The organism is Oleiphilus sp. HI0128 (assembly GCF_001635365.1).
In genome coordinates, this window is sequence record NZ_LWGG01001165.1 from 1 (window position 1) to 974 (window position 974).

1 protein-coding gene is annotated in these 974 nt (G+C 47.1%); it reads right to left on the reverse strand.

Translation table 11 applies throughout. The features are described from left to right. On the reverse strand, positions 1–974 hold a 974-nt coding region (locus A3763_RS19755; RefSeq protein WP_156495198.1), incomplete at both ends, for a class I tRNA ligase family protein.

A 974-nucleotide genomic window follows, 5' to 3' on the forward strand; every position in this document is an offset into this window, starting at 1 on the left:
CTTCCAGCTTAGCCTGCTCTTTCTCTACAACGTCTTTTGGCGCATTGCTTACGAACTTCTCATTGTTCAGTTTGCCAGAAAGGCGCTTAATTTCTTTCTCCGCCTTATCGATTTCTTTATTGAGTCGAGCTATCTCGGCATCAAGGTTGATCAAACCGGCCATTGGTACCAAGACTTCCATAGAGCCGACTAACTGAGTTGAACTCATAGGCGCTTCTTCGTCATTTAACCAGCTCATTGACTCGAGCTTGGCGAGTGACTTAACAAAGCCTTCGTTTTCCTGGAAGCGGCGCTGATCTTCATTATTGCCGTTACGCAGTAGAACGGGAATTGCCTTGGCAGGAGAGATATCCATCTCACCACGAATGTTTCGTATTGCGACGATGACACCTTTTAGCCACTCAACGTCACCCAGTGCTTTTTCATCGACTTTCGACTCATCTGCTTCAGGGTAAGGCTGAGTCATAATGGTTGCGCCAGACTGACCGGCCAAGGGAGCAACACGCTGCCAGATTTCCTCTGTGATATAAGGGATAAAGGGGTGAGCCATTCTTAGTACAGCTTCAAGTACTCGTACCAGTGTGCGGCGTGTGCCACGCTTAAGCGCTTCGTCGCTGTCGTCACTGTTTAGAATCGGCTTGGAAAGCTCCAGGTACCAATCACAATACTCATTCCAGATGAAGTCATACAAAGTGTGTGAGGCCATATCTAGACGGAACTCACCAATAGATTTTTCAATGGATGCTTCGGTTTGCTGAAGGCGCGAGATGATCCATTTGTCAGCTAAAGATAATTGATAATCGTCAGAATTCTGAGCACAGTCCTGATCTTCAGTATTCATGAGCACATAACGTGCAGCGTTCCAGATCTTGTTACAGAAGTTTCTGTAGCCTTCTAGGCGTTTCATGTCCCAGTTGATATCACGACCCGTCGAAGCCAGTGAGAATAGGGTAAAACGAAGTGCATCGGTCCCG